Below are 25,062 nucleotides of genomic sequence, written 5' to 3' on the forward strand. Positions count from 1 at the left end.
GCTTAAAACAAATTATTGGTTATATCATCAATATCCTCCTGCGTCTTGTTGGATATAAATTCCCTGAAATTAGGATCCGGAGATATCGCCATAACATCAATTCCTAACTTTATCAACGTTTGGGCGATATACCACATCTTGATAGAACATCGCGAATCCAACTGGTAAACAAAAGGAGCATTTTCCGTTTCAACCCGGGCACCATCAATCGTTTCCGGATTAATCAAATGATCGATACAAATACGGACATCTCTTTTCGCATCAGGAATAGGATACGTGGCAAGAAAACCGAACATATTATCCGTTGGTCCCACGCTTGTAACAACCATGTGGTAATTCTCAACCCACTCCATTCGAGAAATAGCGTGCTGTTCCTCACCGAGTTCCTCCTGAACTTGATAAACACGTTTACCATAATACGGTTTACTAAATTCATAGAAAGCGTCAGGAATCATACTATACAAATCATACTTTTCAAAAGCATAAATAATCATCACGTACAAAATAGCTTTCGTCACCTGCTCAAACTTCTCCGGTGAAATATTCAACATACCGGACTCCAAATTAACCACTATCGCATTATCATTACTCTGGCAAAAAGTAGAACCTGCCCCCGTCTTACTCGGTCTGTTCACCGTCTGCATTATCAGACCGCTCACATCCGTACCGACAATCAACTTATTTGTTATCAATATTTTATTCGGAAAATATTTCTTCTTAAAATCAGAACGATACACCTCCCCTTGAAATTCCAGTTCATCTTTAAAATAACGGAAAACAGCCGTATCAAGAACCGCTATCGCCGAATCGCATTCCGATTTTCGCTCCATCTTCCCGATCTCCATATTTCTCCAGAAACGATTGGCCCAACTCTCGTAAAAATTAAACTTTATATCCAGATTTTCATCAAAATCCGTCATCAATGCCACACCATAATCGTCATAATATCTTTTGACAACGGGATTTGACCAATCAAGCAAATCTTGCACCCGGTCAACATCCAAGCCCGAGGGAGACAACCCATCCTCGTCCTCACAAGCGACACAACAAAACAATAATGCGCTAATAGCTAAAATAATACTTATCCTATTCATCTCGGTAATTTTTATTAAAAGTCAAAAGATTATTCAGGCAATTTCTCCAAACGATCATTATTAATAATCAACGGATTATTCTCGCGTTCCTGTAAAGGAATCGGCAACACGTAATTAGGATCATTCTTGAGTAAACGGTAACTCTCCTGTCCCTCTCTCACCTCATCATCATTAACATAGGTAAATACATGCTTAATTTCCGGTCTGTATTCCTCACCCATCCGCCTTAAATCATACCAACGGAAATGACTTTCAAAACAAAATTCCCGCCTTCTCTCATCGAATATGAATTGCAGAAGTTCCTCATCATCAAAAGGAATAACTACATTCGCGGGATGTCTGTATCGATGATCAACCACCCTTTTCACCGCCAAACGGGCACCATTAATATCTCCCAGCCGAACACAAGCCTCCGCTTTATTCAGCCATGCCTCGGCAACTCGCATATTAAACCCGCCAAGAGAAGTGAAATAAGATTCAAACTTTCTCGGGTAATAATACTTTTGCCGAGAATCACCCCGCATTACAAAAAAGCTCCGGAAACGAATATCATTATCCTGATCATAACAAGAAAGCAGGTTCTCGCTAACAACGAAACCGGTATTCTCCATATTTTCGATACTTAAAACTCTTCTATCATACACGAAAGAATAAATAATCTCGCTATTGGACTGATCTACAAACTTCATAGAATCCAACAACTTAGTCATTCCGACTTTCGACGTAACCGAATCAGCGTAATCTGCCGCGGCCTGCCACTCCTGACGGAATAACTTCACTCTCGACATCAATAAATTACATGCATTCACAGACGGGTGCCACAACGACTTCTCCAACCCGGACTTTTCCAATTCAGTCTTACCAATCGACAAATCACGCTCGATCAAATTATAACACTCCTCCAAACTATTCCTTGAATAAAATTGCTCGACCCCATGATCCAAACGAATAGCAACACCCAATTGTTCTTTAGCCTTTTCCGGCTCATAGGGCAACCCGTACAAATTTACCAAGTCAAAATATGCCAAAGCCCGTAAAAAATAAGCTTCACCTTTCACGAAAGCCAACTCCTTCTCGTCATCATGAATATCTTCACAACTGATCAACACGTCATTCAAAATAGCGATCGAACGATACAAATTTCCCCACGCCACATTCGTCCCGATCTGCGCACCGTAATCATCAAGTTCAATCTCATTCTTCCAAGTATAAATGGTCTTATAATTCCTTTTTTTACTCGTCGGGGTAAGCATATTCTCGGAAATATCATCCGTCATGTGGCTTGCCCCGTAAAAATAAGGATGCGACAACGTGCATTCATTCAAAACAAGAGAAGCAAGATGCTCGGCCTTATTGGGTCTAATCTGATCCTGTGACGACTCATCAAGAAAACCATCACACCCAGCCAATATAATTGTCAAAAGCAAAAGATACAGGTTAATTGTTTTCATAATTTCAACATAATACATTAAAAACTAAAACCAAGGCTAAAATTATAAGAAGGTAACACCGGCATTCCCACAGAGTTCACCTGCTCCGGATCCTTCCCCTTCAACTTCTTATCAAAAGTCAAGTAACCGATATTCTGAACCTGAAAACCGAAGCGCATATTAGAAATACCTAACCGTTTCAAATGACGATCGGGCAAATCGTAATTCAATGTCAAAAGCTGCCACCGGATATAATCTCCTTTAGCCGTACGTACATCACTCCGGTCATAAGCCCACCAGTAAGATTTTTGCCAGGGAAGAACATACGGAGACACGGCTTCTTCAAAAGTATACGACGGAGTCAAAAGTTCATTGGACAAAGCCGGAATATTCGTATGAGCCTCATCCCCGGGCTTACGCCATCTCTTGTTAAACTCGCCCGTCATATTCTGCTCCGGCAACGGCATCGTTTGATTCTCACCATACATCTCCAACAAACGAACCTTCTGCCCTATCTTGTACGTGAAACTTGCAGATAATCTCAAATTCTTATATTTAAACTCCGTCCCGAATCCCCCGTAAAACAAAGGCAACCGACTTCCCTCGTACACCAGAGCTTTTTGTAATTGGGCGTATATCGTCCTCGTATCCCAATAACCATCCCGGTTCGTAAGATTCTTATCGCCAACCATTCCCTCGAACGTCGGCAAACCATTGGAATCCAATCCCCCGAAACGATAAGAATAAAAACCGTCTATCGGGAACCCCTTCATATAAATCGAACCGTTCAAAAAACTCTCTACGGTACTGAAACTTACATCCTCGTTAATACCATCCAGAATTTTCTCTTTCACACGAGTGATATTAAAATTCATATTCCATTGGAAATCTTTTGTCTTAATATTCTGCGTCATAATATTAAACTCGAAAGTATGGTCTTCCTTCGAACCTCCATTATACAACTGAGAAGAAGCACCGTTAACTAAAGAAACCGGACGAGTCAACAACAAATCAAGACTCTTCGAATACCCGTAATCCAAAGCCCCGCTGATACGACCACCCAACCAAGAGTGATTCAACCCGATATTCAAAGTCTTCGTTCGCTCCCATTTCAAATTAGCATTCGGGAAAGATGCCAGTTCGGAAACATACTCCGGTGATAAATCCGTATTACCTTGCCCGTAATTCTGTATCGTCAGATAAGGTGAAGCCGAAGGCGGATTCCCCCGGAAACCATAAGACAAACGAAGTGCCAACTCATCCATAAACGACACCGCCATATTCTTGATAAAAGGCTCATTATGCAAATTCCAACGCACGGAAGTAGACCACGCCGGTCTGAATTTATAACGTTCATATTGACCGAACTGATTGGAACCGTCACTTCGGATATTAAAATTGAAAATATACCTGTTCTCAAACGAATAATTAAAAATAGCGAACATCGACATCACGTTCCTCACGCGATCCGTAACGGTCGGATAAACTGAAGCTCCACCTACTCCTCCATCCGCCAACCAACGAAGCATGAAAGGATATTTCAAATCATCAATCTCCGTCATCAAAAAAGTCGGAATCTTTATAAACGACCTACCCTGCTCGTGATTATAACCGGGAGCCATCCAACCTTCCGCCCCTTTATAAATAGTAGACGAAGCCTCCTGCCCTATATTCAAATTAAAAAAATGCCGTTCCCCAAAAGACTTATTATAGTTGATCTGTGTCAATATGGAAGTTGCCTCCGAAAGCACCATACCGCTGGAATACAATCCACCGAAAGGTACCACCGTACCCTTTTTACTCTCCTCGTCAGCGTCATCACCTATAGAACGCCACATTGACATATAATACGTATCTCCACCGATCCACTCCTCGGAAGAATTAGTGGTATTTCGGAAAGAAAATTGACTCCGAACCTTCAAACCATGAATAATCTCCCAATCAACAGAAGCACGAACATTAAAATCCCTGTTATACACCGTACGACCCGAATTAGCAAGTTCATTCAAGATATTGTATTTCACGTAACGATAATCACCCGTGGTATTCTGAATAGATATCCGGTCAATATAATACAAACCGCCATTTTCCTCTCGTGCAGGTACCGCCCGGCTCATATTATACGCCTCGTTAAAAGCCGAATACGCCGAATGATTGTATTTTGCTTTTTGTGAACTTCCGCTCAACCCGACAGATATCAACACGTTTTTCCTCAAATTAAAATCCCCGTTAACACGACCGCTGACACGATACAACCCCACATTGAGCTCCGTTCCGCGTTGATTATCATAACTCAAACCCGCGTAAACCCTCATCTTTTCATTACCCCCGGATAAATTAACGGAATGCGCATGCGTAAGAGCTACCCGATAAAGCTCCCCGAACCAATCTTCGTTCAACGCTTCCAATCTTGCGACCTCCTTTTGAAACTGAGCATAATCAATCTCCCGGAAATAATACTTTTTCAACACCCCTTCATACCCGACAAACTGGTGAATTTGAGAAGGATAATACAGATTCCTCTCCGCAATCTCTCTCGAAACATCAATACGTTCCTTTGAATTCATCAAATTAAGGTCCGAATAACGCGGACGATCCACCACACTTATCGATCCATTATAATTGAGAGACAACGATCCGCTCTTCCCACGCTTCGTAGTCACGACAATAACCCCGTTCGCTGCTCGAGTTCCATAAATAGCCGTGGCAGAAGCATCTTTCAAAATATCTATCTGGGCAATATCTTGAGGATTCAAACCCGTGATGGCATTACCAATCAAATTCACGTTATCCAAACTATTGATCTCTGCAGGAGTCAAAGGAACAGGATCCTCGTAAATAACCCCGTCAATAACCCACAACGGCTCACGGGTTCCCGTGAAAGTAGCTCCGGCACGAACCCTCATCTTCGTGGCTGCTCCCGGTTGCGCACTTATATTCATAATCATCAACCCGGGAGCCTTACCCTCCAGCATCTGATCGATCGTCAAAGCACCCATCCGCTCCAACTGTTCTGCCTTCACCGTAGAAATAGCGCTTGTCAACTCTCGTTTGTCAATCACTTGGTAACCGGTAACAACCACCTCGTCAATACTCTGTGTTTCTTCCTCCAGAACTACCTCCAACGACTTTTCTCCTTTATAAAGCACCTCTTTCGTCTGCATACCCACGAAAGAAAAAACCAACACAATCCGGTCTTTGGAAGGCACTTGTAAAGCAAATGCACCTTTCACGTCTGTAGCCACCCCAACTGAAGTTCCCTTTAACGTAACCGACACCCCGGGTAAAGTAATCCCCTCCTTGTCTTTCACGATTCCTTTAATAAGAGTACCTTGTACCGAATCTTTGGCAACGACCTCCCCTTCATCCTTAATTACCACGACATCATCTAAAAGAGTATAAGTAAGTCCCGTACCAACCAACAAGCTACTTAGCACACTTTTTAACGTCTCGTTTTTCGCATCCACGGAAACATTCTCTATAGCTTTAATCTTATCAATACTATAGAAAAAACGAATTTCCGTTTGTTTACGCAATTCCATGATTACTTTTTCCAAAGAAACATTCTGCAACTGCAGAGAGACCCTATGTTCTTGAGAAAAAACTGTTGCCCAAACGTTTACATTCAACAACACTGTTAATAAGAAAGTTAATTTCATAGCCAAAAATGCTTTTTTTAAAACACGAATAGGTATATCACGCCTATTAATCCAATTTTTTTTCATAGATTTGAATGTTTAATTATTCCAAGTAATTATTCACAAATAACAAGGGAGTATCCGGGCCAAGGGCTCCCTTTTTCACTTTTTATATATTGTAATTACACGTTCCTTAATAACAAACCGAACATCCCCACCAATCTCAATGTAACGCAAAAAATTTCGAACATCATCATATTTTCTCAAATCACCCGAAAAACGCAAAAACTTACACTCTTCACTAGCAAAAAACACCGTCACATCATAATTACGTTCCACCGTTCTCATTAACTCCTCCAATGTCATATTATTAAACACGTATAGTCCCTCTTTCCAACCTACATACTCTTTCAAATTCACTTTTTGAACAATCCAATCCTCTATAACAGAACCGGCTATAATTTGATACCCGGGACGCAAAACGGTATTACTTTCAGGATTTTGATTACTTCCAAATTGAACGGAACCATTGACTAATGTTGTTACCACACATCCCTCATCTTTATAATTACGCACGTTAAATTCCGTCCCCAATACCTTTACAGTTCCCCGTGAAGTACGCACCCAAAAAGGCTTTTCACTATTTTTGGTTACCTCGAAATAAGCCTCTCCTTCCAGTAAAAATACCTCCCGTTCTTTCCCGTTAAATTGAACCGGATATCGTAATTTTGAATCCGCATTAATCCAAATCTTAGTACTATCCGACAAAACCAACGCATACTCTCCTCCTCGAGGTACACAAAGGTCATGATAAATCATTTTATGCACATCTAGCGAATCAGAAGCCGCATACACCACTTGTTTTTGATCTCGAATTATTTCTGTTTGATCACTCAAGGTTATTTTTCCCTCTTCGGCACCTAAATACACTCGCTTCCCGTCATCCAACTCGATAGATGCTTTAAAAGCAATCGGGTGTATTAATTGAGTCTCCGAGTTCTGATCTTCTTTTTCGGAATTAATAACATGCCAATAATAAATACCCCCCACTAAAAATGGCAATATCAAAACAGCTGCAACATATCTTATCCGTCTTCTCCAGATTTGACGCTGTTGCCCGCGCACATACACTTTAAACTCACTGTATGCCTTTTGAGAAGAAAAACGAGACGGTTCCTTCAACCAAGCAACCACTTGTTTCCGATCAGCTAATTCCTTCCCATTATTTAATAAAGCGGGTTCATTAATTAGCTTTTGAAACTCTTCTCTCTTTTTCTCATCATTTTCATTTAAAAAGTTCCGAAGAACTTCCTCTACAATTTCAAATACTGTAAATCCGCAACGCTTCATACATTCTTTTTTGTATATAAGATCCAAAAAAGAAAAAAAGCATAACAGGAAAAAAGAAAAAAATTACAAGAAAAAATAGAGAGCAATGACCCAATGATCACCAAGTTGCTCTTTTATAAATTTATACGCCCTGTATTTTTGCTGCTTTACTGTATTAATAGTAACCCCCAATTGCTTTGCAATCTCTTCCCCACTCATATTTTCCATACTCATCAATATAATTCTTCGCCGCTCCGTGGGTAATTGATCAATTAAATGACGCAACTTACGCAACACTTCTTCTCTAACAACACTTGAGAAATCATCCTCGGTCATCTCCTGTTCCGTATCACACCACATTTTCAATCTCTCCTGCTCCGTATTCTGCTCCCGTAAATATTTTAACGAATTATTCGTTCCTGCCCGATACAAATAACTAATCAATGCTTTTTCATTCTCAAAAATGACCTCTGAATCCCAAATCTTTAAAAATATTTCTTGCACAATATCCTCTGTAACCTCCTTATTTAGCAAAATACGATAAACATGATTACATAAAGGTTCATAATAAGTCTTGTAAAACTCTTCCCATGCTTTTTTAGCTTTACAATTTATTCCCACGATTAATTTCTTATTACTCTCCATACAAAAAACATTCTTCCGAGGCAAATATAGAGAATGCAGAACACTTTTCCTCTAATTATCTCTCAATTTAACATTCTAATGTTTTAATATTAAAATATTGGATTTCCAGACGGAAGCCAAACTGGTGGACACCTTTGGCACTGGTTAGCTTGTACCCGTTAGAATATACCCATGCTAGACGAACAAAGAAGCCCGGCGGACAAATCCGCCGGGCTTCTTTAAAATCACTATCGTATCTTATTTAATTATCTCTACCAGAACGCAACGATTCCATTCATCCTTGTCATAACGGGAGCTAACACCTTTATGGTCTTTCACGACACGTTTCTTGTTAATCCCGTATTTATCGATAAACATATCCGCAACCGCATTTACACGTTTTTCGGAAATGTACATATTCGCTTTCTGGGTTCCGCGTTTATCAGCGTAACCGGTCAAACGAACACGAACGTCAGGATTCTCTTTCAAGAATTGTACCAGATTATAGATACCCACCTCTTGGGTTGCATCTATCTTGTAGCTATTGAAGGCGAAATTAATCGTTGTCGGCAATGCCTTGTATTCAACATCCGTCTTCGTTGTCGGCACCTCTTCTTTTACAATTTTCACCACGGTATCCGGGGCTCTTCTCAACAATTCCTGAATTTGTGCCTCTTGCGCTTTTGTCAAACTCTGAAGCTCCGCGTATTGTTTGTGGCTAACGGCTTTCTTGAAAGAACGATTTTTAAATCTAAAGGTAACACCCACGCTTAACCCCATAATTCCATCATTGGGAAATCCTCCGCGAACCACAAGGTCATCATCTAAAATCATCCCGGAGTATTCCAGATTCAAATCAAAACGTTCGCACAGGCGGAAACGAGCCTGCACTCCGGCATTAATCGTGAAAGACTGGTCACTGCCAATGAACGCACCACCGATTCCGGCAAACGGAACCAAGTCAAAGCAACGATTCTCATTGTATCGACCGAAGAAATTCAACAACCCGAACATGAAATCCCCGTGAACAGCCCCGTAATGCTTGTGCAACATGGTTTTCCCGTTATTTTGGAAGCCGTGTAACGCACCTCCCAAACCTTGTACTCTCACTCCCCACCAAGGTGCAAACCATTTACCGACAGACAATGCCGGCATAAAAGTCAATCTATCCCCGAATTTAGCATCAGTAGAACCTTCGGCATAAAGAGTCTGAGCACCAAAATTCATAGAAACAAACCAATTATCCCAAAAATTATTGGTTTCAAAAGATGTTTTGTAACCGGGTAAATTCTTTTCTTGATTAGATTGTGCAAACGTGGAGATGCACAACATCAACATACATGCAAACAATAAATTCTTTTTCATTTTCAAAATAATTAAAGTGTCTATTCGTGTAACATTCCTCATATACAAAATTCGAAAAAACACCGCAAAATTAATAAAATTCATTCATTTCTCAATACCACGAATAAAACAACTAAAAAACTTTACACCTACCGAAAACCCACTGCAATCCTACCCAAATAATACCCTAATCATACCCTGTCCCCGTGCGTTCCCCGTTCATTCTATGGACATCCTATTATCTCCCATATAGAAACCCCGGAGATTGACAACACCTAAAGCATCCCCATGTACTTATTACCCTAGGTCTTGGGTAGGAGTACAGTAGGTTTTCGATATGTCTAAAGCAGTTAATCTTCCACGCAACGGATAAAACAAGCATCACTTTTTTTATCCCCTCCTTTCTTCGCAAAGACATTAGCGTCATCTAATGAGTTAAAATCAAAAGTAAAATAATTTATATCCCAAGCAACTTTAGAACCCGGTTCTACTTTATTATTCAACCAATAAACCGCCCCCGGTCGCCGGAATAGATCATAGAATAAAGGATTATTTTTGGGATTGGGGTAATAATCTATTCTCCCGGAAGCATATCTAAGTACACCTCTTCCATTAGTATTCTCATTAAACGGAGTACCGCCCCACGGCTCATAATCATAGTTCCTTCGGTGCCCATATCCCGATGCTCCTACAGGAAAAAACACATGCTTACCATTAGTCTTATTATACACGAAACATCCTCTCATTCCATAGCCGCTAGCTTTCCCATCTGCACCGATACGGTATTCATAAACGTCCTGAATACTTGCGCGAGTATCATTAGCCTCATCACCATAAAGCACCCCATACCCCTGTTGGATATTTGCATCATCAAAAAGAGCTTGGTAATCCTCGTACTTTGCAATTCTTGCTCCATTCCCTAAATTCACCTTCCACGTGGGAGATGTGTCAGAAGTTCCAGCATCTATCTCTCCCCACAGCAATTTTTTTTCACTCCCCACTATTGTAAATTCCTTATCTTTAGCATCTTTAAAATCTTCTTTTTTAACATTAGTCCACGGGGTTTGAGAATTTACCTGATTGGATGCCGCGATGGGCTGCTCCAAGTTATCAAAACGGAATAAGGATCCCTCGTCAAGAGGATTGACAGCCTCTCGCGTCTCGCTAACTAAATTGCGGGTATGCCACTTTGCTTTATTGCTCACAAGCTGCACCGGGGCATCTCCCTGCATCACGAAAATCAAGTGTTGGCAAGTATAATTATGATAGTCTACACGAATAATCGTGTGACGAGCCTCCCCCTCTTTGAGTTTCCCTTTGAAATTCACGGTGAACTCGATAGGACTTCCCGTCTTTCCTACCACCTCCTGACCACCATTGAGTGTAATAAAATCATCCCCTTCAAAAGAAACTCCATCCACCTCCTCGGGAATATAAGCCCGCCAAGGTCCTTCGGATGGGAAAACTTCAAACTCGGTAGCCTCCTCTTTAGGCAATCTCATCAATTTCACGTGAAAGGAAGTCGTGTTCTCCGCGCTTCGATAAATTCCCTTGGGATTGACAACACGTCGCACCTGAAAAATCTTTGCCGTATCTTTTAATATCTTTTCACCCCTCTCGTCATCAAACTTGATTTTCGCGGTAAATTCCACTTCTGCACGGCGTTGATAGGCTACATAAGGGTTATTACCGGTATAAGCTGTACTAATAATCATCTGTTTAGCTCGGGTATACAACGGAATCTTCACATTGACGGTTTTATTCCCTTCGGTAGGTTTTATACTATAATTACCATTATCATCATCAACGTACTCTGTTTGTCCCTCGCTTATAGTGTAACTCCTTTTTCCCCTTTCTTTACTATTATAGTAGTGTTCATTACCAGCAGTATTATCCTTAGTTCCAACATACTCCACGCCAGCCGCCTCATTTGCTTGGTCAGGATCAATTGTCAGCACTCTGGCAGTGGTCTTGCGAAGCGACAGAAAACCATTCCAAGGTGCATTTTCAGCACTGGACGTCACCGCACAATCATACTGCCTCGCATAATCCAGTGTTGAAGCCCCCTCCGGAGCCCAATTGTTGAATATAATTCTCGCGTCCAAAGACAAAAGTTTAGCCCCGGCAGTATTGATTTTTAGAGGGAAATCCATGGTACGATTATAAAGATAAGAAATGTAATAAGGCTGCGGCACTTCAATACCGGGTACTTCCTCTTCATATTCGATATGCCAATCCACATCGTTCGCAAACTTATTGAACTTGAGAGTTAATTTATAGTGATAGTTTCGTTCAGCATTATAATCCTTGATCACGTCTTTTCCTAGCATAAAACGATAGACTATATCGCCACTCCCCACGCGTTCTTCATTAGAGGACACGTAATATGCCCTTACCTCTATATAGGTTCCCGAGGGCTTCGCATCTTTATAAGCCTTATCATCTTCCTTACCTCCTGTCGGGTAGCTTACCGAGGAATTGTTACCACTTACATCTTGCCGCTTATCACTTTCAGTTCCTTCCTCTCCCTCTCCCTGCATATTCTCGAAGAAGTAAAGCGCATCAACAGTCTCTCCATGAGGATCTTTTTCATTTTTATCCGGATTTGCGCTACTGTATTTAGGAGTTCCTTTCGTGATTCTCGCTTTATAATTAGAGTTATAAGTGGTGTTGCCTTCGGAATAATCGATTAACTCCCCATCCTTTATAAGAGCGGCTTTATCTTTTGTAATATCGGGAGCATTCTCTTTTCCTAAAAAACAAGTAGCCGGAATATCCTTGATTTGTACTGATTTTAAATAAATGTACACGTTCTCGTTAAGATCCGTCCCATCGTAAGCCACGGTCACTTTCGATGCCGCACGACGTACCCAAGCGTGCAACTTCGTTGTATTTTTATTAATAAACACCGTTCCATCCGTGGCATCTATCTTTCCATCCTCTGAAAAGTGACCGAACATTTGGCTGTTCTTTGTCACATCCTCGGCAACCCAGTTAAAAGATATTCCTTTCAATCCATCCCGAGTCTGAATAGCGTCTTTATAAATATCAAGTTCCAGATCCAGATTGGCAACCGCGTAAACATAGTACCGTCCTTGAGGAACAGCCCGTTTAAATGCTGCACGGGAGGTTTTCGATTCAGCATAGGGTCCACCTGTTGTAAGGTCATTCCTGACAATTGTTGTCTCCGTGAAATCTTTAATCTTGTACTTCTCGACCAACATTCCATCCTCCGAGTACAACAACATCCATAAACTGCTAATCTCTTTTATCGCATTCCCCGCTGTTCTACTCGCTCCATTTAAGGCAGGAACCAATGGTTTAAATTCCACGGTAGCAGTCACCACACTCTTGGCTCCGGGAGTAAAATCATCTTCTTCTCCCAACGGTTCATCCTCGCAAGCGGTAATAAAGATGAACAACATACATAAAAGACTATATATTATATCCCGTTTCATATCTCCTTAAGTTTTCAGTTTATCCCGAAACCCGGTTCGAGTTCAACTTCTCTATAAGGTTCAACATTTACCTCGAACTCTAAATTCTTGTTATTAATCGTGATATTAACCACGACATGCGTGTTTCTCGGGAGTTTTCGAGGTAAATTTTCGAGAACCCCTTCCATGTTGGCACCGTTCACCTTGATTCCCACGGAATACGCTCCCTCGTGTTTTCCCTCCAGCAAATAAATAGGCTTCAAAGCGACCTCTTTATTAACAGGTAAAGAAATCTCAAGCCCCTCTTGTTTGTAATCGTATTCTTTGGCAAACGAAGGTATATCATAAGTTTGTAGCGCTAAATATTTATTGCCATCAATTTCCTCGTTCTCGTATTTCGCGTTACGCGGCAAGTAATACTCCTTGTCCATCATATTTTTGATAGTCAATTCGGTTAATTTGCTATCTTTCGAACCTTTATTCGTGATTCGGAACGAGAATTTCACGGCACTCCTCGTCACGAAAAGCTCACACTCATGATCCTTTTTGGGTACATACACCCAATGACATTCGCTCATAGGCAAAGCCCCCTCCAATTGCCCGGAAGGCATGTCCAACCGGACAGTCAATTCGGAAATCTCTTCTGTCGGGAATACTGACCCAACTGCCATGCTTTCAAGAAAACTTGTTAAAGAAACCGATTCATCGCTATCTCCATGACCGACCTTGATTTTCTCGTTATCCTCGTTCACGAAAAGGTAAATCTGTTTCCATTCCTTGCTAACCACCTTCAAACGTTCGCTCAAGCGTTCATTCATTACGGCTGGCTGAGAAAGATTCATAAGGCCATTTTTCTCGACTATACCATTCTCTCGCACCACGACAACACGCAACTTTTGCATCTTCTCGTCATCATTTGCAGGCCCTGCATCTTCCTTAACACCACGAGCCAAGGTTTGAGCCACGTCGGATAACGCCACACTGATATCGAGATTCACTAGAACCTCTTCCCCGGCATCTTCCTTCGTATCCCGACTACACCCTCCTGCTAACAAGGATGCCGTTAACCACAATATGATAACATACGCAACCTTTTTCATTATCATATCTCTGCATCATTGATTCTAACCGTCCAATCATTAATCTTTATCTTCGTTTTCAGCCACGTGTGATCCTCATCAAGAAAAAACAGCATCGACCACTCGCTCCTTCGGTCCAAGAACTCCTGTTTGTCCATATCTTTATGAAACTCGCTCCTGAACAAAAGCAAGTAATTGTTCAACGGGATGTTCACCACTTCCTCGCCATCCTTCCGGCGAATCACGAGTTTCGGGCTATTTTTAAGCATCAGCCGTGAAGTCGAAAATTCCGCGTACGCCTCGATAACCTCCTTGCTTCCCTCCATCACTCCCGTCGAAGCTTGTCCTCGAGCCCAAGGGGTATACGTCTCGACTCCGTTCGGGATCAAATCGTTATCACAAGCAAACAAGGTGTTATCATCCGTGATCTCGAAATCAAAATCCTTGTCATCTACCGGGTCTCCGTTCATCTGTTGCAACATGATTCGGATATTGTTGGTATTCTTCATCATCTCTACCACGCCCTCTTGATACAAGTCGGCAGTGGCAAGCGTTAGCTGCCCCCAGTACATATCGTGCAACTTTTTCCGGTCGGGATTCGTCAAACAATCCACATCCATCTTTGCCCGCACATCGCTATACTTGCACCCCGATTCCGGTGTCCGTACCATGGAAAAAGAACTTTTCCCGCAAGCCATCCCCCCGTAAGCCACGAAACGATAATTCCCCGGTTCGAGGTCCAACGTCATCCGAAAACCCTCGTCACGCAGTTCCGGTCCTGTCACCACACGGGTACCCACGTGATTGCCTTCCTCGTCATATATATAAAGTGTCAAGCAATCCACCTTCTTGGGGAAAGCGTTGGCAAACTCCATGTTGTAGTCGTAGATAAAACGAAGCGATACCCCGTGTGCGCATGGATCAAGATCTTCATATATTTTCTCGCACGAAGAGAAGGCAAAGTTCATCGATGCGACACAGAGCGTCGCACCGATGATTCTTGAAACTATATTTCGTTTTCTACTTTGCATGTCGTTTCTTAAAATTCGATATTATTTACACGAACTACCCAAGGCAACACCTCAACGGAAAGCGTCAGGTAAACATCGCCTTTTTCGTCAGGATCTTCCGGGTCAACAGGGTCCGGATCGTTATCCGAAATGCGCGGGTGACCAAGACGATCAATTTTAGTAACAGCAAGCTTATATACATTGTTACGTACCACGGCAAACTCCATTGGTCCCATTTCTCCTGCCTTCTCATTATCATTATGACGGTTCCAGTAAAAATAATAGCAATAATACCCAGGGATCTTAGTCGTTTCGTCTATACTAGACTGATAAATTGTAAACAAAGATCTTACTGCTGCAGCTCTAAAACTTTCCCAATATTCAGGCTTACCTATATTTGATTGATTCTCATGCCATTGTGCCCACAAGTAATCTGGACTATCCATATTGTCACTATACTTAGCAGGTGTTTCAACCTCCCCAGCAGCATTCAATACCTCTGCCTTAACATCGCCTGCCTTTTCGGGATCTCCAAATACGGCTTTATAAAATTCTTGACTAGCATCCGGTTGTAAAGCTGCCTTGCGAACCTCCTTCCAAGTTACGTAAATATTTGTCAAATACGTGTAAAGGATATCATCTGTCATAGATTCTCCCTTAACATTATTAATAGCTTTGACTAAAGAAGAAGTTTCATCCGCACCATCGGGAACAACCATTTTACCTTTAAAAACAATCCCGGTAGAGATTCCTTGCTTTTGATTGCCTGTTTCCCCGGGAATCGTGTTTTCGGTTACGTAACGCCAAATTTTATACTCTTTATCCTTATAATTATCGTCTTCTGCGGTAGGAGCTAATATTTTAGCTATTTCATATACAGCCCACTGTTTACGAGCCTCTTGGTCAATTTTCCATATTCCCCCATCCACATTACCAAGACAATAATTAAAATGATCTCCATAAGAATTTATATCAATAGTCCCGTTCTTGTAGTCAGCATCCGTGTCAACCACGTAATTATTTGATGTTTCCACACCACAAATAGTACCGGCACCCAATCCGTCGTTAGACACCCGACGCAAATAGTAGAACTCTTTACTCATATTTACCAATGCAATCTTCTGCAATTGGATTTGCATAATAGTGTTACCATCCTTCTTTACAACATCATAGGTATTAGCATCTGTTTCAGTAGAGCTTCCGTCTCTAAAATCAAAACGAGCGACAGAACGCTCCACCTTGATTGCCCCGGACTCACTATTATTAACCTCCTTGTCTGTGCCATAATTATTCCATCCGGATAAATCAAAAGCGGTAGTTTCGGATGCATAATCTTTCCAATCTTCCATGTTTTTAGGTAAAGTCTTTTCTGCTCTCATGGCATTAGACATCAAAAAACCACCCTTATGCTCTTTTCCACCCCAAACATCAGAATTCTCAGTCTCTACCTTCTCAGCCTCCACTGTTGCAATCTCATTTACCCAATCTGTTGACTCCAACGCTGCTTTCTTAATCTTGTTTTTTAAATCCTGCGTGGGGTTGCAGAACACGTAAACATGCACTTTAGCGTCTTTCAAATCTCCATTAGCATCTCCTTTTTTATCATAGTACGCTGCCAATTCCGATTTACTAATTTTTTTAGTCGTGTTGAAAGATGACGATTTCAATTCTTTAATAACATCTTTTTTATCCGTTTCTATAATACTATGAGCGATAAATTCGTTCTTAGTCGTTGCCAACACAAGCAACACCTCATCGACTCTATTCTCGTAGTCTTTCCCCTCTTCCGTCTTATCCGTACTGGTTACGTAATCACCTTTGTCGGGGGTGTCTGTTTTACTCCGAGCACCGATCCCTCCCCCGGCAGGAAGTTGTACCGAAACATTCATGTAAACGGCATCTTTAGATCCATTCAGATCCCCGTCTGAATCGTCACCTGTAAGGGTGTCATTGCTACACCCGGCGAACAGACCCATCACGAGAATGCTCGCGAAATAATTCCACATTTTTTTCATCTTTCCTTTTTATTTAAATTGGTCATTTTTTACTTCTTCTACTTGGCGCAAAGCATCTTCAGCCTCGGCTATGCCCTCTCGGGCTGCCTCGGCGAAAAACCTCATCGCCGTTTCATAATCTTTCAATAGTGCGGCATAGACCCCTCGGGCATAAACTGCTTCCCCACGGTCACCCGCCTTATCCAAGTAACGAGCAGCTCCCTTCAAGTCGCCCTTCGCCATGGCGGCATTGGCAGCATTTAAGTTAGCGACCTCATCCCCCGGGAACATCCGCACTGCAATCTCGAAAGCCTCGTTGTACTCGTCACCGCCCGGCTCCAAACCTTGCGCGGCAATATACAACTCCCGAAGGCTCAATTTCTGCGGTTGCGTTTTCATGATTCGACGTATCTCTTCAGCACTCGTGTAAGTACGTACCACGTATCGCACCACGTAATCCGAATGCCGCAAACCGGGATACACGTTCTTCAGTAGGAACTGGTATTCCTCCGGATAAGTCGATTTTATCATCTTCTCTTTAGCATCCGGCTCCACACTGGAATGGATAAGCGCCAGTATCGCATCACGATTTCTCAAATTCGTGCTGTCCACGTAAGCCTCCAACCCTGCCCAATCTTCCGGCTCATAGGAAGTCAAGATCACGCTGTCCGGGAAGTGATACAACTCCCGCACATACGTTTTCAATGTTGCCGTTCTTCCCTTGGCAAGACGGGTATTATTCGCATAAGTACCCTCGGGAGAGGCAAATCCCTTGATACTTAACGAAGTGATACGGACATCCGGATCATTCCGCACCACGTCTATCGTCTGCCTGATCTTCCGCAATTCCGACGGGTTTTTCCGGTAGTCCTCGTAAATCTCCGTGCGATTCACAGGGAAATCGATATAAGCGGAACCTTTCACCTCCCGCGTCTTCACCGTCTCCACCTCCGGGGGCAAGTACACGAACACCGGGGTATAAACCTTCGGCTCCATCCGCAACAAGGGTACCCGACTGTCCTCCCCTTCGCCACGGCAACCGCAAGCACTCTCGTCTATCACCAGCGTCGCCTTAGACATCCATCCCTCGAGCGGCAATGCGGCCCGATAACGAATCACTTTTGCCTGTCCGGCGCGTTCCAGCATATCCCCATCCGACACGGGAGTATTGCGCAAATGATAGAAATAACGGTTCCGTCCCGCCACTATCACAAAGGGTAACTGAACGCTATCCCGATCGCCTTTCAATACCGGAACAAAAAGCAATTCCCGGTTAGTGGCAATATCCAAAGCGGATACATCCAAATCCATCGAAACAAACAAGGCATTCTCTCCGCGCACCACGTCGAGATTCCTCACCACGACCTGCCCGTCGGCAAGTTTCTGCCCGCTCACGTTTGCCCCGAATAATATCAACATGATAAAACACCATATCTTTCTCATAACCGTCCTTTTTAAAACAAGTAAACCAAATTCAACGCCGCTTTTGTCGGTCCCACGTAATGATGCGACCGCCCTTTTGCCAATCTCGTCCCGCACTCGGCACAAGGATACACGTCATAACGCGTGTAAATGTACCCCACACCGATTTCCGCCTCGAAATTCCAATGCTTGGAAAGTATCCACGAGTGACCGTAAGCTACCCCGGCACCTATAAACCAACCTTGATAACGACGATCCGTCAACTTGGAGAAATCAGTCCCCAGAAAAGAGATGCTGTTTTTCAAGTTACCGATATTGTATTTTCCCCCTAACGCGTGTGCACCTAAAAAATGTCCAGCGAAACGATCACAAAACCAGTAACGGGCTTCCGGTTGCATCATCCAATGCTTCCACTTACGGTCGCCCGATATAGTCCACCCGTTATAATTACCCGAAAGATCAAACGTCCACCTCGTGGCTAAACGAAACTCCACACCGGCATTAATCGTTGCCGTTGCATCATACAACAAGTTACTCTTTACCGCCATCTTTTGGCATTTCACTCCCGTGCTGAAAAAAAGCCCAAAAAGCAAAAACACGCAAAGCTTTAAACTCATTTTTCCCATATTCAAGATTCATCGTAATTTATACACCCAACGTAAACCTCATCGAACTGTAACCCAATTTAACAAGGCATACTTAACAAAATAAATAACGCCATTCAGCACCCATGTTAAACATCTATTTATCAATCAAATTAAACTCACAACTCGAATCGCATTAAACGATCGTTAAAAGAGATTGAAAAAAAAGGGTTTAAAAGAAGTGGTTTTAATAATTATAAAATATCTATATTCGTGTATGTACCAAATTATTACATGAAAATTTTGCATTGTCATAGGAACGTATTAATTTTGTATCATAAAACGATGGTTTAAAAATAGCCTCCCCAAAAACACAATTATATATCAGTCAATAATGCTTCAATATAGGAATATTATTGAATAATAATGTTTTAACAAATCAAAAAACGACCTACTTTTTTTTGATCATAGTTGCAGATTTTAATATTTTTGCAGACACATAAAATATCAAATTACGAGGATAGAAATTCTATACAATTTTACAAGCGAAGAAAATATATTGCCATAATGATACACGAAAAATCCTATCTTATTTCCAAGTGCGTGGTTATGCTATTTGCATACTTGGGATTTACATCGGCGCTCATACCCCAAACAACAGAAGCCAAAGAGCAGCAACGTCTACTTATTATCAATTCCTATAACGAAGGAGCTCCATGGAGTCAGGAATTGATCACTCCTATCACAATGCAAACAGCCCAGACCGCAGGAGTGTCTGCCGAAATCATTCACATGAACGGCACGTTCATCCGTAACAAGACATTATTCAAACAGATGGAAGACGGCATTTTCACCCGTTTCGAAAATAAAAAACCTGACTATCTGGTACTAATCGGCAACATGGCTTTTACTTTAAGAGATCGTATCAAACAAGAATGGGGCGATATCCCGATGATATTAATCGGTAACGAGGATTCATTCGCACCGAACGAATATTATTACACGGGTGGCACACTAAATTTAATGGACTGTAAATTAACCCCGTTATCCCAAGTCAGAGAGCAATACAATTTCGCGTATATCGAGATACCGCTCCTATACGAACAAACCATCGATATGATGGTACAAATGCAGCCACAAATAAAGAAAATCGTTTTCATCGCAGACGAACTTTACACGAATCGTTATCTGGACAGACTTGTTCACGCGTATATTTTAGCAAAATACCCTACCCTCGAATACGAGTGGCTCGTGGGTAACGATCAAAACGCCGAACACTTGCAAGAATACTTGGTCAGCCGGGATCTGACAATCGGTTTACTTTTCTCCACTTGGTTCTATGAACGCAAAAACGTGCACGGCTTCCCCACGCTCATTTCCGGGGATACACGTATGATTTCCGCATCCCCCCATCCCGTTTTCGCCCTACGAAGTGCCTATCTTCAAGATGGTGTTCTTGGCGGTTATTTTCCCGAGCGAAAACAAACACAAGAAGCTCTTCCGGCACTTGTCATCAAAATGCTGGAAGGGAAATCCATGCGCAACATTCCTTTTATCTATTCTACAAAATCACACCCCGTGGTCAACTACATTCAACTAGTCCAAGACCACCTTTCCATTGAAAATTGTCTGCCGGGAACAAAGTTTATCAACAAACCGAAAACCCTATGGCAACAATATAGCTGGCAGATCATCATCGGTATCATTATCCTCGTGTCGCTGATTATCGTTGCCGTCTTGAACTCCTTGTTCCAACGCAAGAAACTCGCCCTCTTCAAAACACACAACATACTGGTACGCAACATGCCCATCTGTTACGCGCAAGCCGCCGTCAATTTCAATAAAGACAGTCACGTGACACGCTTGACTTACCATTCCACGAACGAGTCATTCAACACGCTAACCAAGCAAAACACGGATAACGACCAGCAGCATTCGCTTTTCCCCGTGGAATATATTTCACCTTTCATCGAAACCGTCTTCCAAAAAGAAAGTTCGGTCACGTTCACGCATTATTTCAAACAGACCAACACCTTCTATGAATTCATCATTTGCCAGTCGGCAGAAGAAAACGTGATTGATATCTTCGGGCTGGATGTCACAAGCCGAAGCAAAGCAGAGAACGATTTAAGAGAATCGGCGAGAAAATTGGATATGACATTGAGCGTGGCACGTATTATCCCGTGGCGTTGGGATTTGAAAAATCACAAAATAGCCTGCGAGGTACAACGTGTACTGAGCCACATGAACTTCACCAAGCAGGAAGGCTCGACTCACTCGATACATATCATCGAAGAAAGCGAATACTTCCAAAGAATACACCCGGAGGACGTTGCCCGGGTAAAGCAAATACACCACGACTTTTTAAACGGGAAATTACAATACACCAAGGCAGAATTCCGCATTGTTTCTCAAAAAGCGGGCAAAGAACACATTGACTGGCTGGAAATCAACGCCGCCGTGTCCCAATGCGATAATACCGAGCACCCCACCGCTCTTATCGGCTCATTGCTATTAATTACCGAACGCAAAAAACAAGAACAGGCTCTTATCTCGGCAAGGGAAAAAGCGAAAGAATCCGACCGTCTGAAATCCGCCTTCCTCGCCAACATGAGCCACGAGATTCGCACGCCATTAAACGCTATCGTGGGATTCTCGAACCTGTTGACCACGACCGAAGACGAGGAACAGAAACAACAATTTATAGGAATCATCGAGAATAACAATCAATTACTGCTACAATTGATTAATGACGTGCTCGATTTGGCAAAAGTAGAATCGAACACGCTCGATTTCAATTACCAATCTACCGACTTGAACGAACTCATTCGTTCCGTGGAAAGCACCGTACGCCTGCGAGTTCTGCCGGGGGTAATATTGAACTTCACTCTCGGGGCTGCCGATTGTTACATCCAAACAGAACCCAATCGTTTGTCTCAAGTATTGATAAACTTACTGACAAACGCCTGCAAATTCACCCCCAAAGGATGTATCACTTTCGGTTATGAACTACAAGAGAATGAAATCCGTTTCTTCGTCCGTGACACCGGATTAGGCATATCACAAGAAGGACAAAAACGTATTTTCGAACGTTTCACCAAACTGAACGATTTCGCACAGGGAACCGGACTCGGTCTCTCCATTTGCAAAAGCATCGTTGAAAAAATGTCAGGTCGTATTGGTGTAGAATCCGATGGTGAAGGCAAAGGCAGCACTTTCTGGTTCACCATCCCGCACTTGACTGCCATTACCGAAGAAAGTAAACCCGTTATTATAGAAATACAGAAAGAATGCATAAAACAGAAAGATATCACAATACTGATAGCGGAAGACAATGAAAGCAATTATTTGCTGTTTCAATCTATTCTTGGTTCAAAATACAAACTTATCCACGCGTGGAACGGACTGGAAGCAGTTGAATTATACCAACAACACAAACCTCAAATCATCATCATGGATATCAATATGCCCAAAATGGATGGTTACGAAGCCACGCGAGAGATAAGGAAATTCTCTGATTCGGTTCCCATTATCGCCGTCACGGCATATGCTTTCGCCTCGGATAAGGAACGAATCATGAAAAACGGATTCAATAGTTATGTATCCAAACCCCTAAACGCGAATAAACTGATACAAGAACTCAAAACAGCACTAAATTCAAGTTTCACGCTGGTGTAAACACAACGAAAAAGGACTATTCAACCCTCCCCCGCAAACAGGGACAGTTGAATAGTCCTATACTTCATCTTGATACTTTAATTATCTCTTCTTCCTTCGATACCCGACAACAATACCACATACAATAAAGCACAAGGGGAAAACGCCCAAGAATCCGATTCTTACCCAAATCATGGAAGGTAATTCCATGGAAACGGAAGTATCCCGCGGATCGGGACGGCGGGTATTAATTGGGAATTCTCCGCCACTGAGCCAACGGAAAGATTCCGTGATCAGGGAGTAATTCGAAGCATCGATACCCTTGCGGAACATCATTAATTCTGCATTGCTGATACAATCGGCATCACCGAGGATTATGATTCTTTGTTCTTTACCGCCGCTTTGCCGATCTAACGCCAAGGCTGTCGGGTAAGCCTGTCCGACGATTCCTGTTCCGAGAGAAAGGGGGTCTTTCAGTTCAGACGCCCGTTGTACACTCGGTTCATTCCAACAACCGGAGTCTGCCGTGGTTAAAATCGGTTGCACCCGGAATCCTTTGTCGGTCGTGTAATCCAAACCGACCGCCCCCGGCATAGTAATTTTATTTTTCTTCTTCAACAATCTCTCGTAAGCGTACGTCATCTCCGCGGCGGCCTTTGTCACATCACATTGGATGAGGTCAACGTTAAAATCTTTCGTGGGTTGCACGAGCATTCCCGGCATAAAACGAACACCAAACGGTTCTACCAAGGGATTCATAACAGCCTGTCGACCGGGCTCTCCGGCAATAATCAGGTTTCCTCCTCTAGCAATATACTGGTCGAACGCTTGCTGTTCCTGCTCAGTGAAAGGAATCCGCATATCCGCAATCACGAGGATATCGACATCCACTGGAATAGTCCCTCCACGGGACAGATCAAGAGAAATAACATCGAATCCCTGATTAATCAAAGCGTAACGGAAAGTTTTGTTATTCGCAAAAGAGAAATAATCCCGGTCACCGACATTATTCACATCCCTTTCCCCGTGACCGGTGAGGAAAGCCACCTTGGGAGGTTTCACGATCAAACGTTTCATGGCAGCCGAAATTTCAGCTTCCCGGGGGAACACGAGTTGATCTTCGAAAAGTCGAAGGAAGACTTTCTCCCCGTTATCCAAAGTCAGTTGACGCACGAAACGGTACCCCTCGGGAGCCAAATCTATCTGTTTTTTAATCTCTTCCGGCGACAAAAACATATCGATATTCAATTTCTGAATGTCAGTGTATTTCATGGCAACTTCCCGGTCGCTCAATCCCGGATAACGAACACGGATATTTTCATTATCAAGCAAATAGTAATAGACATACTTCAATTCAATGTTCGATTTGAAGCGTATATATTGTTTGAAGTTCTCCATGTCACCTTTTACCCGTTCCGGCATCCCGTAGGTACTATTCACTCCCAACAGGTTCACGTAAGTAGTTATGGTTAGATCTCCCTTCATGTTTGCCAGTATATCTTGGCTGCCTTTCGTCAGAGTTTGCGTTTTGTCCGCCGTCATATCGTGATATAACAACCATCCCGGACGGGAAGTCAGATAGCCTGCAGCGACAACGACAGCTACAACGGCACAATATCTCCCGATGGAAACCCATCTGCTCCTTTTTGCCCGATGTCCCTCGATTTTCATAATCGAGAGTGTCAGGAAAAAAGCAATCACGATAACGAAATAAAGCAAATCTTCACTGCATACCAGACCATTGATAAATTGTGTCGCACGCCCTTTAATGGATAACCAATAGGTGATTTCCCGTACAAATTCTACACTCTGACCCACCTCTCCGATAAAGTTCAACACGATTAACACGGCCAGTGTTCCCATCGCCGCCACCACTTGGTAAGAGGTTTGGCACGACATATATAAACCGATAGACGCATAAGCACACATCAACAGGAATAAACCCAGCAAACCGGAAAAGAGTAAACCGAAATCATAGGAAGGTACGATACAAGCCACGAAAAGATTAATTACCAGCAGCACACCTACCAGCAACAAACCGTAAACCATCATCGAAATGAATTTACCCCAAACGATCTGCCCCGCCGTCACCGGAGAGGAGTACAACAATTTCACGGAACCACTTCCCAATTCCCGACTCATCAATCCCATGGTGAGAAGCGGGATGTAGAGATACAGATTCTGCTGGATCGCGGTGAACATTCCCGTCATCCCGGTCAACAATGCCGTCGTGATACTGTATTCTATCGGATCACCCAGAAATTGTTGACGAAGAAAAGCTTGAAGCCACTGCACGCCACTACTACCCGCTTGAAAAACAAATATCACCAGTATAAACCACGCCACGGGTGAATAGAAAAGAGCTTTTAACTCGTTCCCCGCTATTTTTAATATTTTTCTCATACTCTAAAAATTACCGT

Annotated in this window: 14 protein-coding genes; 1 reads left to right on the forward strand and 13 read right to left on the reverse strand. The window is 42.6% G+C overall.

Features of this window, described 5'->3' with window-relative positions; translation table 11 throughout:
- Positions 1 to 2: 2 nt before the first annotated feature.
- From Q5866_RS09985 to Q5866_RS10040, 12 genes are all read right to left on the reverse strand, one after another.
- Entirely contained in the window at positions 3 to 1,094 is a 1,092-nt protein-coding gene (locus Q5866_RS09985; protein ID WP_099291731.1) for a hypothetical protein, read from the reverse strand.
- Positions 1,095 to 1,123: 29 nt separating this feature from the next.
- Positions 1,124 to 2,545 carry a RagB/SusD family nutrient uptake outer membrane protein gene (locus tag Q5866_RS09990; RefSeq protein ID WP_227217105.1) on the reverse strand — a complete coding sequence of 474 codons (1,422 nt, stop codon included), beginning with the start codon at positions 2,543 to 2,545 and terminating at the stop codon, positions 1,124 to 1,126.
- Positions 2,546 to 2,562: 17 nt separating this feature from the next.
- Complete coding sequence (locus Q5866_RS09995) at positions 2,563 to 6,183, reverse strand: SusC/RagA family TonB-linked outer membrane protein (protein ID WP_227217106.1); 3,621 nt, start codon at positions 6,181 to 6,183, stop codon at positions 2,563 to 2,565.
- Positions 6,184 to 6,324: 141 nt separating this feature from the next.
- Positions 6,325 to 7,512, reverse strand: coding sequence for a FecR family protein (locus tag Q5866_RS10000; RefSeq protein WP_303180021.1), 1,188 nt, complete (start codon positions 7,510 to 7,512; stop codon positions 6,325 to 6,327).
- 63 nt (positions 7,513 to 7,575) lie between these two features.
- On the reverse strand, positions 7,576 to 8,136 hold the full coding sequence (locus Q5866_RS10005) for an RNA polymerase sigma factor (RefSeq protein ID WP_292265614.1): 561 nt from the start codon (positions 8,134 to 8,136) through the stop codon (positions 7,576 to 7,578).
- Positions 8,137 to 8,373: 237 nt separating this feature from the next.
- Positions 8,374 to 9,480: an OmpA family protein gene (locus Q5866_RS10010; protein WP_303180023.1), complete on the reverse strand. Its 1,107-nt coding sequence runs from the start codon at positions 9,478 to 9,480 to the stop codon at positions 8,374 to 8,376.
- A gap of 329 nt (positions 9,481 to 9,809) precedes the next feature.
- The gene (locus Q5866_RS10015) at positions 9,810 to 12,917 is read right to left on the reverse strand and encodes a hypothetical protein (protein WP_303180024.1); all 3,108 of its coding nucleotides are present in this window, start codon (positions 12,915 to 12,917) and stop codon (positions 9,810 to 9,812) included.
- A gap of 14 nt (positions 12,918 to 12,931) precedes the next feature.
- On the reverse strand, positions 12,932 to 14,002 hold the full coding sequence (locus Q5866_RS10020; RefSeq protein ID WP_303180025.1) for a hypothetical protein: 1,071 nt from the start codon (positions 14,000 to 14,002) through the stop codon (positions 12,932 to 12,934).
- Positions 13,999 to 15,006, reverse strand: a complete 1,008-nt coding sequence (locus Q5866_RS10025) for a FimB/Mfa2 family fimbrial subunit (RefSeq protein ID WP_186975905.1) — start codon at positions 15,004 to 15,006, stop codon at positions 13,999 to 14,001. Before Q5866_RS10025 ends, Q5866_RS10020 begins: the two co-directional genes overlap by 4 nt.
- Before the next feature lie 8 nt (positions 15,007 to 15,014).
- A complete protein-coding gene (locus Q5866_RS10030; RefSeq protein WP_227217109.1) occupies positions 15,015 to 17,000 on the reverse strand; it encodes an Mfa1 family fimbria major subunit in 1,986 nt (661 codons plus the stop codon).
- Positions 17,001 to 17,009: 9 nt separating this feature from the next.
- Positions 17,010 to 18,422, reverse strand: coding sequence for a DUF3868 domain-containing protein (locus Q5866_RS10035; protein ID WP_303180027.1), 1,413 nt, complete (start codon positions 18,420 to 18,422; stop codon positions 17,010 to 17,012).
- 11 nt (positions 18,423 to 18,433) lie between these two features.
- Positions 18,434 to 19,018, reverse strand: a complete 585-nt coding sequence (locus Q5866_RS10040) for a DUF3575 domain-containing protein (protein ID WP_303180028.1) — start codon at positions 19,016 to 19,018, stop codon at positions 18,434 to 18,436.
- A gap of 534 nt (positions 19,019 to 19,552) precedes the next feature.
- Between Q5866_RS10040 and Q5866_RS10045 the strand changes: the two genes are divergently transcribed.
- Entirely contained in the window at positions 19,553 to 22,663 is a 3,111-nt protein-coding gene (locus Q5866_RS10045) for a response regulator (protein ID WP_303180029.1), read from the forward strand.
- A gap of 81 nt (positions 22,664 to 22,744) precedes the next feature.
- Here Q5866_RS10045 and Q5866_RS10050 read toward each other — a convergent pair whose 3' ends face one another.
- On the reverse strand, positions 22,745 to 25,045 hold the full coding sequence (locus tag Q5866_RS10050; RefSeq protein WP_303180030.1) for a Gldg family protein: 2,301 nt from the start codon (positions 25,043 to 25,045) through the stop codon (positions 22,745 to 22,747).
- Between the last annotated feature and the right edge of the window lie 17 nt (positions 25,046 to 25,062).

The sequence above is a fragment of the uncultured Butyricimonas sp. genome (assembly GCF_959596855.1).
Classification (GTDB): Bacteria; Bacteroidota; Bacteroidia; order Bacteroidales; family Marinifilaceae; genus Butyricimonas; species Butyricimonas muris.

Excerpts from the sequence above, each read along its gene's own strand:
- Q5866_RS09985 (WP_099291731.1), bottom strand. The coding sequence starts at position 1,094 with ATGAATAGGATAAGTATTATTTTAGCTATTAGCGCATTATTGTTTTGT.
- Q5866_RS09990 (WP_227217105.1), bottom strand. The coding sequence starts at position 2,545 with ATGAAAACAATTAACCTGTATCTTTTGCTTTTGACAATTATATTGGCT.
- Q5866_RS09995 (WP_227217106.1), bottom strand. The coding sequence starts at position 6,183 with ATGAAATTAACTTTCTTATTAACAGTGTTGTTGAATGTAAACGTTTGG.
- Q5866_RS10000 (WP_303180021.1), bottom strand. The coding sequence starts at position 7,512 with ATGAAGCGTTGCGGATTTACAGTATTTGAAATTGTAGAGGAAGTTCTT.
- Q5866_RS10005 (WP_292265614.1), bottom strand. The coding sequence starts at position 8,136 with ATGGAGAGTAATAAGAAATTAATCGTGGGAATAAATTGTAAAGCTAAA.
- Q5866_RS10010 (WP_303180023.1), bottom strand. The coding sequence starts at position 9,480 with ATGAAAAAGAATTTATTGTTTGCATGTATGTTGATGTTGTGCATCTCC.
- Q5866_RS10015 (WP_303180024.1), bottom strand. The coding sequence starts at position 12,917 with ATGAAACGGGATATAATATATAGTCTTTTATGTATGTTGTTCATCTTT.
- Q5866_RS10020 (WP_303180025.1), bottom strand. The coding sequence starts at position 14,002 with ATGATAATGAAAAAGGTTGCGTATGTTATCATATTGTGGTTAACGGCA.
- Q5866_RS10025 (WP_186975905.1), bottom strand. The coding sequence starts at position 15,006 with ATGCAAAGTAGAAAACGAAATATAGTTTCAAGAATCATCGGTGCGACG.
- Q5866_RS10030 (WP_227217109.1), bottom strand. The coding sequence starts at position 17,000 with ATGAAAAAAATGTGGAATTATTTCGCGAGCATTCTCGTGATGGGTCTG.
- Q5866_RS10035 (WP_303180027.1), bottom strand. The coding sequence starts at position 18,422 with ATGAGAAAGATATGGTGTTTTATCATGTTGATATTATTCGGGGCAAAC.
- Q5866_RS10040 (WP_303180028.1), bottom strand. The coding sequence starts at position 19,018 with ATGAGTTTAAAGCTTTGCGTGTTTTTGCTTTTTGGGCTTTTTTTCAGC.
- Q5866_RS10045 (WP_303180029.1), top strand. The coding sequence starts at position 19,553 with ATGATACACGAAAAATCCTATCTTATTTCCAAGTGCGTGGTTATGCTA.
- Q5866_RS10050 (WP_303180030.1), bottom strand. The coding sequence starts at position 25,045 with ATGAGAAAAATATTAAAAATAGCGGGGAACGAGTTAAAAGCTCTTTTC.